Genomic DNA, 12648 nt, shown 5'->3' on the forward strand with positions numbered 1-12648 from the left:
CTTCGTTACTCCTTGTGGGAGAGGGCGCGGACGGTACGGGAGGGGCTGGGTCGCCCCAACTGCTCGGCCATCCACACGCTCGTGGCGGTGAGGGCGGCCAGATCGACCCCGGTCTCGATGCCGAGGCCGTCGAGCATCCAGACGAGGTCCTCGGTCGCGAGATTGCCGGTCGCGCTCTTGGCGTACGGGCATCCGCCGAGGCCGCCCGCGGACGCGTCGACGGTGGTCACGCCGTGCTGGAGCGCGGCGAGGGTGTTGGACAGGGCCTGGCCGTAGGTGTCGTGGAAGTGCACGCCGATCCGGTCGGTGCCCACGCCCTCCTCGTTGAGCGCGGAGAGCAGGGCCCGCACGTGTCCCGGGGTGGCGACGCCGATGGTGTCGCCGAGGCTCAGCTCGTCACAGCCGAGGTCCAGGAGGGCCTTGGCGACGCCCACCACCTGGTGGAGCGGGACCGGGCCCTCCCAGGGGTCGCCGAAGCACATCGAGAGGTAGCCGCGGACGTGCGCCTCGTGCTCCTTGGCGCGGGCCACGACCGGCTCGAACATCTCGAGGGACCCGGCAACCGTGCGGTTGAGGTTGCGGGAGGCGAAGGTCTCGCTGGCCGAACCGAACACGGCGATCCGGGTGGCCCCGAGCGCGAGCGCGCGGTCGAGGCCGCGGTCGTTGGGGACGAGGACCGGCAGCGCGGCCTTCACGTCGGCGAGGAGCGGGAACAGTTCCTCGGCGTCGGCCAGCTGGGGGACCCACCGGGGGTGCACGAAGCTGGTGGCCTCGATGGTGGTGAGCCCGGCGGCGGCCAGCCGGTGCACGAACTCGGCCTTCACGTGGGTCGGGACGGCCGTCTTCTCGTTCTGCAACCCGTCGCGCGCGCCGACCTCGTGGATGCGGACCCGGGCCGGGAGGCCCTCGTCCGGGAAGCTCATCGGAAGCCCGTTCATTCGGCCTTCTCCTCCTCGTCGGGGGTGACCACGGCCAGGACCTGGTCCATGGCGACCGTGGTACCCGGGGTGACGTCGAGTTCGGTGACGGTGCCGGCGTGCGGGGCGGAGATGACGTGCTCCATCTTCATGGCCTCGACGACGAGCAGGCTCTGACCGGCGGCCACCTTCTCGCCCACGGTCACCTTGACCACCGTGACGGTGCCGGGCATGGGGGCGGCGAGGGTATCGGCGCCGCCGCGTCCCGCGCCGCGGAGGTTGGCCTCGACCGGGTCATGCGCCTGGACGTGCCAGGAGTCGCCGTCGCGGCCGAGCCAGGTCCCTTCGGGGGAGCGGGCGTAGGCGAAGCGGTGCGTAACGCCTTCGAGTTCGACCGTGAGGTGGTCGGGGGTGCGGTGCACGATCCGGCCCCGGGCCGGGGTGCTGGGGCTCCGCCCCAGACCCCGCGCCTCAAACGCCGGCGGGGCTGGATGTGGCTCGGCGCCGCTGTCGAGCAGGAGCTCCGTGTCCGGGCCCGTTCCGACGGGGCGGGTGCGGACCGTTACCGGGTCCTGGCCCGGGAGGCGGAAGTGATGGACCGTCCAGGCGGGGGTCCCGCCGAGGCGCCAGCCGTTGGCGGAGTCGAACGGGTCGACCCAGCCCGGCTTCGCCGAGCCGGACGCGCCGGCCTCATCCAGCCTCGCCGGCGTTTGAGGCGCGGGTCCGGGCAGAGCCCGGTTTCGGGAAGGGGCGGGGTGGGGGACAGAGAGCAGGGCCGCAGCCGCGTACACCTCCGCCGGCACCCCCTCGGGGAGGAGGTCGGCCAGGTCCCGCTCCACCAGTCCGGTGTCCAAGTCGCCCGACACCACATCCGGGTGCGCGAGCAGCCTCCGCAGGAAGCCCGTGTTCGTCTGCACACCCAGGATCACCGTGTCCGCCAGGGCACCCCGCAGCACCCGCAGGGCCGCCGCCCGGTCGGGACCGTAGGCGATGACCTTCGACAGCATCGGGTCGTACGTCGACCCGGTGTCCACCCCCGCCGCGAGGCCGGAGTCGGTACGGACGGAGCCGCCGGACGGCTCCGACAGGGCCAGCACCATGCCGCCGGAGGGCAGGAAGCCCCGCGCCGGGTCCTCCGCGCAGACGCGGGCCTCGATGGCGTGGCCGGTGAGGGTGACCTCCGACTGGCCGAAGCCGAGCTCCGCGCCCGCCGCGACCCGGAGCTGCTGCTCCACCAGGTCCAGTCCGGTGACGAGCTCGGTGACCGGGTGCTCCACCTGGAGCCGGGTGTTCATCTCCATGAAGAAGTACGAGGAGGGGTCCCCGCCCGGGACGATGAACTCCACCGTGCCCGCGCCGACGTACCCGCAGGACCGCGCCGCCTCCACCGCCGCCGCGCCCATCGAGGCCCGCAGCTCCGGCGTCAGCAGGACCGACGGGGCCTCCTCGATCACCTTCTGGTGGCGCCGCTGGAGGGAGCACTCGCGCTCCCCGAGGTGGACCACGTTCCCGTGGGCGTCCGCCAGGACCTGGATCTCGATGTGCCGGGGCCGGTCCACCCACCGCTCCACGAGCAGGGTGTCGTCGCCGAAGGAGGACTTCGCCTCGCGCCGGGCCGCCGCGATCTCCTCGCCGAGCAGCCCGGAGTCCCGTACGAGCCGCATGCCCTTGCCGCCGCCGCCCGCCGAGGGCTTCAGCAGGACCGGCATGCCGATCTCCTCGGCGGCGGCCACCAGCGCGGCGTCGGACAGACCGCTGCCCGAGGAACCGGGCACCACGGGCACGCCCGCCGCCTTCACGGTCTCCTTGGCGCGGATCTTGTCGCCCATCAGGGAGATCGCCGAGGCCGGCGGCCCGATGAAGGCCAGGCCCGCGTCCGCGCAGGCGGCGGCGAAGGCGGCGTTCTCCGCGAGGAAGCCGTACCCGGGGTGGACTGCCTCGGCGCCCGTGCGGCGCGCCGCGTCGAGCAGCCGCTCCACCGACAGGTAGCTCATCGAGGCCGCCGCCGGGCCGATCCGCACGGCCGTGTCGGCCTCCCGTACGTGCCGGGCGTCCGCGTCGGCGTCGCTGAAGACGGCCACGGAACGGATGCCGAGCTCCCGCAGCGTGCGGATGACGCGGACCGCGATCTCGCCCCGGTTGGCGACCAGAACAGTGCTGAACATCAGTGAGGTCCTCACGTCACATGCGGAAGATGCCGAAGCCCGGCTGCGTTTGATCCTTTTGGCTCAGGGGAGCGTTCGCGCACGCGGTCAGGGCCAGTCCCAGCACCTGCCGGGTCTCCATCGGGTCGATGACGCCGTCGTCCCACAGCCGCGCCGTGGCGTAGTAGGCGTTGCCCTGCTCCTCGTACTGGGCCCGGACCGGGGCCTTGAAGGCCTCCTCGTCCTCGGCCGGCCATTCCTGGCCCGCGCCCTCGATCTGGTCGCGCTTGACGGTCGCCAGGACCGAGGCCGCCTGCTCGCCGCCCATCACGGAGATCTTGGCGTTGGGCCACATCCACAGGAAGCGGGGGCTGTACGCCCGCCCGCACATCGAGTAGTTGCCCGCGCCGTACGAGCCGCCGACCACCACCGTGAGCTTGGGGACCCGGGTGCAGGCCACGGCCGTGACCATCTTGGCGCCGTGCTTGGCGATGCCGCCCGCCTCGTAGTCCCGGCCGACCATGAAGCCGGAGATGTTCTGGAGGAAGAGCAGCGGGATGCCGCGCTGGTCGCACAGCTCGATGAAGTGGGCGCCCTTCTGGGCCGATTCGGAGAAGAGGATGCCGTTGTTGGCGACGATCCCGACCGGGTGGCCGTGGATCCGCGCGAAGCCGGTGACGAGCGTCTGCCCGTACTCCGCCTTGAACTCCTGGAAGCGGGAGCCGTCGACGATCCGGCCGATGATCTCGCGGGCGTCGTAGGGGGTGCGCGAGTCGACCGGCACCGCCCCGTACAGCCCGTACGGGTCCACCTTGGGCTCCTCGGGCGCCTCGACCGACCAGGGCAGGGCCCCGCGATCGGGCAGGGTCGCCACGATGTTCCGTACGATCCGCAGCGCGTGGGCGTCGTCCTCCGCGAGGTGGTCGGTGACCCCGGAGACCCGGGAGTGGACCTCGCCGCCGCCCAGCTCCTCGGCCGTGACCACCTCGCCGGTGGCGGCCTTCACCAGCGGCGGACCGCCCAGGAAGATCGTGCCCTGGCCGCGGACGATGACGGCCTCGTCGCTCATGGCCGGGACGTACGCGCCGCCCGCCGTGCAGGAGCCGAGGACGGCGGCGATCTGCGGGATGCCGGCGCCCGACATGCGGGCCTGGTTGTAGAAGATGCGGCCGAAGTGGTCCCGGTCGGGGAAGACCTCGTCCTGCATGGGGAGGAAGGCGCCGCCCGAGTCGACCAGGTAGAGGCAGGGGAGACGGTTCTCCAGGGCCACCTCCTGGGCGCGCAGGTGCTTCTTCACGGTCATCGGGTAGTACGTGCCGCCCTTGACGGTGGCGTCGTTCGCGACGATCACGCACTCGCGGCCGCTGACCCGGCCGATGCCGGCGATGACCCCGGCGGCCGGGGCCGCGCCCCCGTACATTCCCTCGGCGGCCAGCGGGGCCAGCTCCAGGAAGGGGGACCCCGGGTCGAGGAGGGCGTCCACGCGGTCGCGCGGCAGCAGCTTCCCGCGGGCGGTGTGGCGGGCGCGGGCCTTCTCGCCGCCGCCGAGCCGGGCCGCCTCCAGGCGGGCCCGCAGGCCCTCGGAGAGCTCGCGGTGGGCGGCCTCGTTGGCCCGCCAGGCGTCGGACGCCGGATCGGCGGCGCTCGTCAGCACTGGTGCCTGCTGCATCGGTCGAGCTCCCTTGCTCGGTGCGCTCGTGTTAGTGAGCGTTAACGCATGTGGGGCTTAGGTTAACGACCGCTAACGGCCCTGTCTAGAATGGATTCCCATGAGCACCAGAGCGGCCGCCCCGACCAGGCGCGAGCAGATCCTCGGCGAGGCTGCGCGCCTCTTCGCCGAGCGCGGTTTCCACGGCGTGGGCGTGGACGAGATAGGGGCCGCGGTGGGCATCAGCGGCCCCGGCCTGTACCGGCATTTCGCGGGCAAGGACGCGATGCTCGCCGAGCTGCTCGTCGGCATCAGCGAACGGCTGCTGACCGGTGGGCGCCGTCGGGTGGAGGAGGCGGCCGGTGACCCGTCCGGCGTACTGGCCTCCCTCATCGACGGCCACATCGACTTCGCGCTCGACGACCGGGCGCTGATCACCCTCCACGACCGGGAGCTGGACCGGCTGCGCGAGGCCGACCGCAAGCTCGTGCGGCAGCTGCAGCGCAAGTACGTCGAGCTGTGGGTCGATGTCGTACGGGAGCTGCACCCCGAGGTGGGCGAGGCGGAGGTGCGCGTCTCCGTGCACGCGGTCTTCGGCCTGCTGAACTCCACCCCGCACCTCGCGGCGCTCGGCCGGGACGCGACGGAGTCGCTGTTGCGGCGGCTCGCGAACGGGGCCTTCGGAGCGCTGTCGGGATGACCGGGCGCGTCCGCAGGTCGGGATGGACGGGGCGGCTCCGTGTGCTCGGCGGCAGAATGGGCCGCATGCCGAAGCCGATAGAGACGCCTGTGCCCAGCCGAGCCGAACTCGTCGACCACCTGGTCCGGACGCGGATCGCGGGGGACGTCGCCACTCCACGCGAGAACAATCTGTCGCATTATCGCAAGCTCGCCAACGGCGACCGGCACTACTGGCTGGGCCTGGAGCTGGGCGACCGCTGGACGGACGAGCAGGACGTCCTCGCGGTGATGGCCGAGCGCTGTGGTGTCGTCGACGACCCCGGGCACCGCGTCGGCCAGGACACCATCGACCCCGAACTCACCGTGGCCGCCCTCGACCGGATGGCGGCGCGGCTGCGCAAGGCCGCGCTGGACCGGCAGAGCGTGCTGCTGGCCACGGGGCACCCGGGTGGGCTGCTGGACGTGCACCGGGCCACGGCCGACGCGTTGCGCTCCGCGGGCTGCGAGATCGTGGTGATCCCGGCGGGGCTCGTCGCCGACGAGGGGTCGGTGTGGCAGTTCGCGGACGTCGCGGTCATGGAGCGGGGGGCGACGCTGTGGCACACCCACTCCCCGGGGCCGATGGCGGCCGTCCTGGACGCGCTGGCGGCCCATGGCCGCCCCCAGCCCGACCTGGTCGTCGCCGACCACGGCTGGGCGGGCTGCGCGGCGCAGCGCGGGCTGGACGCGGTGGGCTACGCCGACTGCAACGACCCGGCGCTGTTCCTGGCGGAGGCCGAAGGCACGCTCCAGGTGGCGGTGCCGCTGGACGACCACGTCCGGAACCCGCGCTTCTATGACCCGATGGTTGCTTATCTGCTGGCGGCGTCGGGGCTGCTTTAGCCCTGCGGCGGCGTTGCGCCTCAAGCGCCGGCGGGGCTGGGGTTGTGCCGGGGCTCGGTGGCTGCGGGTGAATTCAGTCCCGCCGCGCCATTTCAGCCGTCCGGCGTTTGAGGACCGGGGTCCGGGCCGGCCCGGGGAACGGTGGAACGGTGGGTAGGGGACCCAGCCCCGCAGGGCCCGCGGCCCCGCACCCGCACGCCGGGAAGGCGCGGAATTACCAAGATCGGGGATCCGCGTCAAGCCCCGAACGTGAGTGTCATGACGCGGATCCCGGCAGAGGGTTTATTTGGAGTACGCCCTCACCGGGAAACACCGGAAGAAGCAGAGGGCAGGAAATCGCTCCTAATTCCCTCTCTTGGTTTTCCGAATGGAGAACGGCCATGTTCAAGATTCTCTCGACCCGCCGCATCGTCCTCGCCTCCGCTTCCGTCGCCCTGCTGGGCGGTGGCATAGCCCTTCCCGCCACCGCGATGGCCGCTCCCTCGGTCGCCCCGCAGCACACGGTCACCGTCCTCCATGACGACAGCGCCGACGGCATCGGCACCGGCGGCGACGCCAACGCGGAGAACACCACGGTCGGCGGCACCTCGCAGGGCGGCAACGCCGACAGCGGTGTCGGGAGCTGCAAGGGCAAGTGCACCATCACCACCGGAAACGCCACGGGCGGCGACTCCAGCGCCGACGCCATCAACACCGGCGACGCCACCGCGGTCGGCGGGGACGGTACCGGCAAGGGCGGGAACCTGAACAAGGTCAACAAGCAGACCGTGAAGAACCAGCTCAAGAAGGACCTGAAGGCCAAGCTCCACTAGGGACACCTCGCAGCCCGACGGCGCCCCCGGGATTCCCGGGGGCGCCGTCGGGCGAGGCCCGCGCAGCGGTGCGAGCTCGGTGTCAGGAGGGACTGGGGGTGGGGTCCAAGTAGACGCGGCGGATCGCCGGGAAGCGGTCGCGGAGCTGCGCCTCGGCCGTCTCGCACGCCGCCTCCACCTGCGCGGCGGACGCCAGGTCGTGGAAGTCGATCTTCGCGGCGATCAGCACCTCCGAGGGCCCCTGTACCAGTGTGGTCAGCTCCAGTACGGCCTCGATGTGCAGCACCGACAGGAGCTCCTCCCGTACCTCCGCCCGCATCCCCTCCGGCAGCGGTCGCCCGATCAGGTACTGCGCGTTCGAGCGCCCCAGCTCCCACGCCACCCACACCAGCAGCAGTCCGATGAGGAGCGAGGCGACCCCGTCGTACACGCCGGACCCCGTGAGCTGTGCTCCCAGCAGGCCGCCCGCCGCCAGTGCCAGACCGATCAGCGCGGCCACGTTCTCCAGGAGGACGGCCTTCACGGCCGTGTCCGGGGTGTGTTTCACGTACAGCCCCAGCGGCGCCCGCATCCGCGCGGCCTCGCCCTTGACCTGCCGCCAGGCGACCAGGAGGGAGTAGCCCTCCAGGACGGCGGCGACGGCCAGGATGATGTAGGAGAGGGTGGGGTTTCCGGGGTCCTCGCCGTGGAGGAGGGTGTGGATGCCGTCGTAGACGGCGAAGACCGCGCCGCCGACGAAGGTGGCGACCGATGCGAGGAGCGCCCAGATGTAGCGCTCCGGCCCGTAGCCCAGCGGGTGCGCCTCGTCCGCCGGCTTCGCGCTCCGCTTCAGTGCGGTCAGGAGCATCACCTCGGTCACCGTGTCGGCCACCGAGTGCGCCGCCTCGGAGAGCATGGCGCTCGATCCGCTGAGGACGCCGCCCACGGCCTTGGCCGCGGCGATGCCGAGATTGGTGACCACGGCGACGATGACCGTGCCGACGCTCTCGTTCTCGCCCTGGCCGTCGGTTCCGGTTCCGTTCACCATCGCATCGCTGCTGGTCATGGTGTGACGTTACGTCGGACGGCCCTACCGCGCGCGCGGGACGCGCACCACGCCCTCCTGAATGACCGTCACGGCGAGCCTGCCGTCCTGGGTCCAGATCCTGGCCTGGCCGAGGCCCCGGCCGGCTGCCGCCGAGGGCGACTCCTGGTCGTAGAGCAGCCATTCGTCGGCGCGGAACGGCCTGTGGAACCACATCGCGTGGTCGAGTGACGCGCCGACCACGTCGCCCACCGCCCAGCCGCCCTTCCCGTGCGCCAGCAGCACAGAGTCGAGCAGGGTCATGTCGGAGACGTACGTGGCCAGGCAGGTGTGCAGGAGCGCGTCGTCGCTCTCCAGCTTGTCGGCGGTACGGAACCACACCTGCGAGCGCGGTTCGACCGGTTCGCCGACGCTGCCCCAGGGCGGGACCGTCGCGTAGCGCAGGTCAACCGCGCCGCGCGCCTCGATCAGGCGCTCCACGGTGCCCGGGTCGCGGAAGACCTCGCGGTAGAGGGGGAGCGATTCCGCGGCCGTCGGGAGGGTCTCCGGATCCGGGGCGTCGGGCATCGCGGCCTGGTGGTCGAGGCCCTCCTCGTACGTCTGGAAGGACGCGGAGAGGTGGAAGATCGGCTGGCCGTGCTGGACGGCGACGACGCGGCGCGTGGTGAAGGAGCGTCCGTCGCGGATCCGGTCCACCGAATACACGATGGGCGCGCCGGGGTCACCTGCGCGCAGGAAGTACGAGTGCAGCGAGTGCGCGGTGCGGTCCTCGGGGACGGTCCGGCCCGCGGCCACCAGGGCCTGGGCCGCGACCTGGCCGCCGAAGACCCGCGGTACCAGCGCGGAACGACTGGTACCGCGGAAGATGTTCTCCTCGATCTGCTCGAGGTCGAGCAGGTCGAGGAGAGTCGTGAGGGCCTCGTTCATGGGGGAAGGCTAGATGCCTTACAGGCCCATCGACTTGGCGATGATGGACTTCATGACCTCGCTGGTGCCGCCGTAGATGCGGTTCACGCGGTTGTCGGCGTACAGGCGGGCGATCGGGTACTCGTTCATGTAGCCGTAGCCGCCGTGCAGCTGGAGGCACTTGTCGATGACGCGGTGCGCGACCTCGGTGCAGAACAGCTTCGCGGAAGCGGCCTCGGCGGCGGTGAGCTCGCCGGCGTCCAGGGCCTCCAGGGCGCGGTCGGCGACGGCCTCGGCCGCGTCCACCTCGGCCTGGCAGGCGGCCAGTTCGAACTTGGTGTTCTGGAAGTGCGCGACCGGCTTGCCGAAGACGGTGCGGTCGGTCACGTACTGCTGGGCGAACCGGACGGCGGCCTTGGACTGCGCGTACGCGCCGAAGGCGATGCCCCAGCGCTCGGACGGCAGGTTGGCGCCGAGGTAGTAGAAGCCCTTGTTCTCCTCGCCGAGCAGGTCCTCGACCGGGACCTTGACGTCGACGAATGCCAGCTCGGCGGTGTCGGAGGTGCGCAGGCCGAGCTTGTCGAGCTTGCGGCCGATGGAGTAGCCCTCGGACTTGGTGTCCACGGCGAAGAGGGAGATGCCGAAGCGGCGGTCGTCCTCGCTGGGGGCGGAGGTGCGGGCGCAGACGATCACGCGGTCGGCGTGCACGCCGCCGGTGATGAAGGTCTTGGAGCCGTTGAGGACGTAGTGCGTGCCGTCCTCGGAGAGCTTCGCGGTGGTCTTCATGCCCGCGACGTCGGAGCCGGTACCCGGCTCGGTCATCGCCAGGGCCCACATCTCCTCGCCGGAGACGAACTTCGGCAGGAAGCGCTTCTTCTGCTCGTCGGCCGCCAGCATCTTGATGTAGGGGAGGGCGAGCAGCACGTGCACGCCGGAGCCGCCGAAGTTGACGCCCGCGCGGGAGGTCTCTTCGTAGAGGACGGCCTCGAACTTGTGGGTGTCCAGGCCGGCGCCGCCGAACTCCTCGGGGACGTTGATCCCGAAGATGCCCAGCTCGCCGAGCTTGTAGTAGAACTCGCGCGGGGCCTGGCCGGCCGCGAACCACTCGTCGTAGACCGGGACGACCTCGGCCTCGATGAAGGCGCGGATGGTCTCGCGGAACGCCTCGTGGTCCTCGTTGAAAACGGTACGGCGCACGGCCGGCTCCTTTCGGTCGCGGCGGTCCGCCGCTTTTATAGCTAAGCGCTTGCTCATAGCTAAGTTACCCGGCGGTCACTCGGGCTGTCCAGGGCGGGGCGGTGTGACTCCGAACCCTTCCGCGCGCCGGGCCCCGGCTCAGGGATGTGGCCCATGGCGACTGGCCGGATAGCCCCTTCTGCCGTCACCGCTCCCGCGGCTTGACTCGTGTCTCCAGAGCTCGCCCCCCGACAGAACAGGAACCGGCATGATCAGGAGGCTTTTGGGCCTTACGGCGGCCCTCGCCGCCACCGTGGTGCTCGGCGCGGGCACGGCCGGCGCCGCGGAGCGGCAGCGGGCAGAGGCGCCCCGGCAGGAGAAGCGCGTGTTCAACGCGATGCAGATCGCCTTCGACCCCGCCCGCCCCGATGCCTTCTGCACCATCGGGGCCGTCGGCAACGACGACTACGGGCGGAAGATCGCGATCTCGGCCGGGCACTGCGTCTCCGGTCCCGCCTACGCCGACCGCGAGATCCGCGAGGACATCATCCCGGTCTACCACCGCCAGGACATCGGCTACGGGCCCATCGGGTACGTCCGCTGGTTCAAGGACCCGGAGGGCTCCTCGACGGGACACCTCACCAAGGACTACATGGTCATCGAGCTGGTCGCGGGCGTGACCCTCTCGTCCCAGGGGCCGCACCTGAAGCAGACCGGCGTGATGGAGGTGCCCGGCGGGATCCCCAGTCCCAACGCGCTCACCCCCACCCTGAATAACGAACGGCTGATCGGCGCCGCCTGGTTCAACAACAACGAACTGGTCGTCTCCGGCCAGCTCGGCGTCTGGTACGGCCGGATCACCAACAACGACCGGGGCGTCTACCAGGCGCACCCCCAGCACAAGGCCGGTGACTCCGGCGGGCCCACGATCTGGCACGTGCCGGGGTCGGCCTACCCGTCCGAGGCCAACGGCGGCCAGGCCCAGGGACCCTGGGCCGGCATCACCAAGGCGATCATTCTCGGATTCCCCATGTACGCGTACACGAGCTCGGCGAACATCGTGGCCGACCTGCGCGCCCGTGACGCGGCGGACCCCGCCGACGTCTTCGGCGCCGGCTTCGAGGTGACCGCGAACCCGTGACGGGTTGCCACCCGGTCTGATCGGCAAGACATCCCCTGGTCGACACCGGCCCCGGCCGGACCCGCCGCGGACGCCTAAAGCGGGTCCGGCCGGGGCCCGGGATCACCGGGCAGCACGTGCGCCTGCCGGGCGGCGCACGTCCAGATCACCGGATGGACCGCGCCCAGGGCGTCCTGGGCGGCGCCGCCGACCCGGTCGTCGTCCGACACGGCGTACGCGGTGCTGTAGTTCCCCACGCCGCCGATCCCGGGCAGGACGCGCATCGGCCCGCTGCCCGTCCAGTACTCCGCCATGGCCCCCGGCAGGTCCGGATGGCCCGGGTAGGGGTAGGAGAAGTCGGCCACTCCGACCGTGACCCCGGTGGCCGGGCTGACGTCCTCGAAGCTGCTGCCCACGGAACCGGAGGCCAGCGGTGCGTCGGCGGGAGGCCCGTCGGGGGTGCGCCACACGACCCCGTGTTCCCGGCCGTCACCGCCGGGCCGGTGGCGGCCGACGGCCCGCCCGGACTCGTCCAGCGCCAGGACGGTGTAGCGGTCCGTCGGGACGCCGCCGGTAGCGAGCAGCGCGGGGGCGGCGGCCGGGTCGGCGGGCCACAGGACCCCCCGGCCGTAGTTGAAGCCTTCGTGGGGCACGTAGGCGTTTCCGGCGACCTGTCCGGCGTTGTTGACGCCGGCCATGAGGGAGAAGGTGGATCCGGCGGGCGCGGGCAGCTCACGGCGGACCCGGCCGTCGCCCGACCACCTCACGGCGACGGTCCGCAGCCGGGTCTCGTCCCGGAACCTGCCGACGATGACGCCCCGGTCGTTGACGCCGACGGCGGAGTCCCCGCCCGGCAGCAGCGTGACGGCCGCCGCGCCCACCCGGTAGCTGAACGCCCGCGAGCCTTCGCCCGTGATGATCAGCTCCCCGGCCATGAGGCCGTGCCGGTTGACGCCCAGCACCCGGCCCGCGCCGTTCGATCCGGCGGGCAGCGGTACGGCGAACACCTTCGTCCCGACCCAGTAGGCGGGGGCGTACCCGCTCATGCCGACGGCCAGCCGCGCGGGCCCGGGCGCGATGGCGGTGACCTCGGTGCGGCGCACCCACGGGCTCGGGTGCGGGTCCTCCGCGCCGGGCAGCTTCTCCAGGACTTGAACGGACGGCGTGCAGCGCGCGCCGGCCCCCTCCGGGACCGGAGCCGGAGCCGCTCGTGCGGCGGCGGCGGCGGTCTGCGGGGGAGCCGTCAGCGCGAGCGCGGCGAGCAGGGTCCCCGCCGCCTTGAGGCCGCCCCGCGTCGTTCTGTTTCCCATGGATCCCCCCGGATCGACAGTGCGAGAG

The 12648-nt window shown here is 72.0% G+C and carries 11 protein-coding genes; 4 read left to right on the forward strand and 7 right to left on the reverse strand.

Going from position 1 to position 12648, the window contains the following annotated elements; all coding sequences use genetic code 11:
- Positions 1-5: 5 nt before the first annotated feature.
- The 3 genes from OG730_RS26685 to OG730_RS26695 are packed head-to-tail and all read right to left on the reverse strand — an operon-like array spanning position 6 to position 4730.
- Complete coding sequence (locus OG730_RS26685; RefSeq protein WP_327306606.1) at positions 6-938, reverse strand: hydroxymethylglutaryl-CoA lyase; 933 nt, start codon at positions 936-938, stop codon at positions 6-8.
- Positions 935-3082: an ATP-binding protein gene (locus tag OG730_RS26690; protein WP_327306607.1), complete on the reverse strand. Its 2148-nt coding sequence runs from the start codon at positions 3080-3082 to the stop codon at positions 935-937. The genes OG730_RS26685 and OG730_RS26690 overlap by 4 nt, the downstream gene beginning before the upstream one ends.
- A gap of 16 nt (positions 3083-3098) precedes the next feature.
- Complete coding sequence (locus OG730_RS26695; RefSeq protein WP_327306608.1) at positions 3099-4730, reverse strand: carboxyl transferase domain-containing protein; 1632 nt, start codon at positions 4728-4730, stop codon at positions 3099-3101.
- Between the two features lie 100 nt (positions 4731-4830).
- Here OG730_RS26695 and OG730_RS26700 point away from each other — a divergent pair, with 100 nt between their 5' ends.
- The 3 genes from OG730_RS26700 (at position 4831) to OG730_RS26710 (ending at position 7084) form a co-directional block, all read left to right on the forward strand.
- Complete coding sequence (locus OG730_RS26700) at positions 4831-5409, forward strand: SACE_7040 family transcriptional regulator (RefSeq protein ID WP_243337072.1); 579 nt, start codon at positions 4831-4833, stop codon at positions 5407-5409.
- Positions 5410-5465: 56 nt separating this feature from the next.
- Entirely contained in the window at positions 5466-6272 is an 807-nt protein-coding gene (locus OG730_RS26705; RefSeq protein WP_327306609.1) for a phosphatase, read from the forward strand.
- Between the two features lie 380 nt (positions 6273-6652).
- On the forward strand, positions 6653-7084 hold the full coding sequence (locus OG730_RS26710) for a hypothetical protein (RefSeq protein WP_327306610.1): 432 nt from the start codon (positions 6653-6655) through the stop codon (positions 7082-7084).
- An 82-nt stretch (positions 7085-7166) separates the two neighbouring features.
- On the opposite strand, the gene OG730_RS26715 is transcribed toward OG730_RS26710, so the two are convergent.
- The 3 genes from OG730_RS26715 to OG730_RS26725 are packed head-to-tail and all read right to left on the reverse strand — an operon-like array spanning position 7167 to position 10211.
- On the reverse strand, positions 7167-8129 hold the full coding sequence (locus OG730_RS26715) for a cation diffusion facilitator family transporter (protein ID WP_327306611.1): 963 nt from the start codon (positions 8127-8129) through the stop codon (positions 7167-7169).
- 24 nt (positions 8130-8153) lie between these two features.
- Complete coding sequence (locus OG730_RS26720; protein WP_327306612.1) at positions 8154-9035, reverse strand: acyl-CoA thioesterase; 882 nt, start codon at positions 9033-9035, stop codon at positions 8154-8156.
- Between the two features lie 18 nt (positions 9036-9053).
- Positions 9054-10211 carry an acyl-CoA dehydrogenase family protein gene (locus OG730_RS26725; protein WP_327306613.1) on the reverse strand — a complete coding sequence of 386 codons (1158 nt, stop codon included), beginning with the start codon at positions 10209-10211 and terminating at the stop codon, positions 9054-9056.
- A 247-nt stretch (positions 10212-10458) separates the two neighbouring features.
- Here OG730_RS26725 and OG730_RS26730 point away from each other — a divergent pair, with 247 nt between their 5' ends.
- The gene (locus tag OG730_RS26730; protein ID WP_327306614.1) at positions 10459-11331 is read left to right on the forward strand and encodes a hypothetical protein; all 873 of its coding nucleotides are present in this window, start codon (positions 10459-10461) and stop codon (positions 11329-11331) included.
- Between the two features lie 74 nt (positions 11332-11405).
- Here the strand turns inward: OG730_RS26730 and OG730_RS26735 are convergent, their stop codons facing one another.
- The gene (locus OG730_RS26735; protein WP_327306615.1) at positions 11406-12620 is read right to left on the reverse strand and encodes a hypothetical protein; all 1215 of its coding nucleotides are present in this window, start codon (positions 12618-12620) and stop codon (positions 11406-11408) included.
- Between the last annotated feature and the right edge of the window lie 28 nt (positions 12621-12648).

Source organism: Streptomyces sp. NBC_01298 (assembly GCF_035978755.1).
Classification (GTDB): domain Bacteria; phylum Actinomycetota; class Actinomycetes; order Streptomycetales; family Streptomycetaceae; genus Streptomyces.

Bases quoted from the DNA above. Each gene is read 5' to 3' on its own strand.
- OG730_RS26735 (WP_327306615.1), bottom strand. From the start codon at position 12,620: ATGGGAAACAGAACGACGCGGGGCGGCCTCAAGGCGGCGGGGACCCTG.
- OG730_RS26720 (WP_327306612.1), bottom strand. From the start codon at position 9,035: ATGAACGAGGCCCTCACGACTCTCCTCGACCTGCTCGACCTCGAGCAG.
- OG730_RS26710 (WP_327306610.1), top strand. From the start codon at position 6,653: ATGTTCAAGATTCTCTCGACCCGCCGCATCGTCCTCGCCTCCGCTTCC.
- OG730_RS26685 (WP_327306606.1), bottom strand. From the start codon at position 938: ATGAACGGGCTTCCGATGAGCTTCCCGGACGAGGGCCTCCCGGCCCGG.
- OG730_RS26700 (WP_243337072.1), top strand. From the start codon at position 4,831: ATGAGCACCAGAGCGGCCGCCCCGACCAGGCGCGAGCAGATCCTCGGC.
- OG730_RS26730 (WP_327306614.1), top strand. From the start codon at position 10,459: ATGATCAGGAGGCTTTTGGGCCTTACGGCGGCCCTCGCCGCCACCGTG.
- OG730_RS26695 (WP_327306608.1), bottom strand. From the start codon at position 4,730: ATGCAGCAGGCACCAGTGCTGACGAGCGCCGCCGATCCGGCGTCCGAC.
- OG730_RS26715 (WP_327306611.1), bottom strand. From the start codon at position 8,129: ATGACCAGCAGCGATGCGATGGTGAACGGAACCGGAACCGACGGCCAG.
- OG730_RS26690 (WP_327306607.1), bottom strand. From the start codon at position 3,082: ATGTTCAGCACTGTTCTGGTCGCCAACCGGGGCGAGATCGCGGTCCGC.
- OG730_RS26705 (WP_327306609.1), top strand. From the start codon at position 5,466: ATGGGCCGCATGCCGAAGCCGATAGAGACGCCTGTGCCCAGCCGAGCC.